This window comes from Corynebacterium sp. c3Ub_189, from assembly GCF_039907195.1.
In the GTDB taxonomy this organism is placed as follows: Bacteria; Actinomycetota; Actinomycetes; order Mycobacteriales; family Mycobacteriaceae; genus Corynebacterium.
The window spans coordinates 1-1,231 of sequence record NZ_JASBOF010000051.1; the positions used below are offsets into that span (position 1 = coordinate 1).

General features: G+C 56.8%; 1 protein-coding gene. It reads right to left on the bottom strand.

What is annotated here, in order from left to right:
- Nucleotides 1-890 (bottom strand): HNH endonuclease (locus QKD99_RS11455; protein ID WP_347951481.1); only part of this gene is annotated, 890 nt, incomplete at its 3' end.
- Between the last annotated feature and the right edge of the window lie 341 nt (nt 891-1,231).

The window sequence follows — 1,231 nt, forward strand, 5'->3', positions numbered from 1 at the left end:
GTGGTGGGGGTGTAGGAGTCTGCCTCGTCGGCGTTAAGCCTACGGATGAAGGTGTTGTTGGTGGGTGCGTGGTTGAGGTTTATCCATCCGGCACCGGGGTGAAAGACGAGGTTGGTGTCGGGGTTGGTGGTAAACGTGTTGATGGCAACACTGGTGTGGGTGTCTTCGAGGATGAGGTCGATGAGTGCTTGTGCTGCGGTGGTGGTGGTCTGGTTGGTGTAGGCGTCGATGTGGCGGGCGATGATGGTGGCGGTAGCGCTATCGCAGGTTAGCGATAGTGTGGTGGTGTTATCTGGGTTGTAGTTGATGCGCAGTCGTGGTTCGGGTTTGTGTTCTTTGTCTTCGGGGCGCAGGTGGGTGTCGATGAAGGTGCGGATGAAACGGCGCAGGTCGGCGTCGGTGGGTACTGTTTGGTTGGGTGTGGTGGGGGTGAGGAAGTCTGCGAGTGCGGCGTCGATGGCTTCGAGGTGGTCTGGGTTGTTGTCCAGGCGGGTGAGTTCGCGGTCGATGATGCGCAGTTTGGTCAGGTCGAGTATCCAGTGCTGGCCTTGGACTTGTGTGACTAGGGGTAGTTGACGCATGCGGAAGTGGGCGCGGAGGAAGCCTAGCAGCTTGTGGTAGGAGATGCCGAGGTCTTTGGCGAGGCTGGTGAGGCTAAGGTCGACGTCGTCGTCTAGTTGGGGGAGGATGGCGCGGTAGAGGAACCAGGAGGTTTTGCGTGTGTAGGTGCCGGCTTTGCCGATGTGGTTGCCGGGTGCGTTGGTGGTGTAGAACGCCTCCGGCACAGAACCATCGTCTAGAGGATCGATGTCGGGGTGGTCACCTATGAGGAGGGTGTCTGGGTAGTCGAGGGCGGTATCTGGCTCGGGTGGGCTAAGTGTGGCAGTCATAAGTGCAGCACTCCAGAAGGAAAGACAATGTTCGTATATGTCTTCTAACGAGTGCCTTAATAGTATCCCGACTGGTGGACATGTGTTCCGGGTGGGGGTGTTTATGTTCGAATAGGATACCCTAAATCCGCAGGGATCCCCAGAGTCACACTACAACCGGCAACGGGGGTAAAAGCAAAGGTTTAGGGTTCGTTGCCTATTACTCCCCTGCCGGGGTGTTTGCACTTCCACCAGGTCTAAAGTCAATGAGAGTGTGTGGCGAAGCGTCGTCCGGTATCGCCTGCTTCCGCAAAACGTGAAAAGAAGGAGACGGTGGTTTACCGTCTCCTTCATTTTTGTTT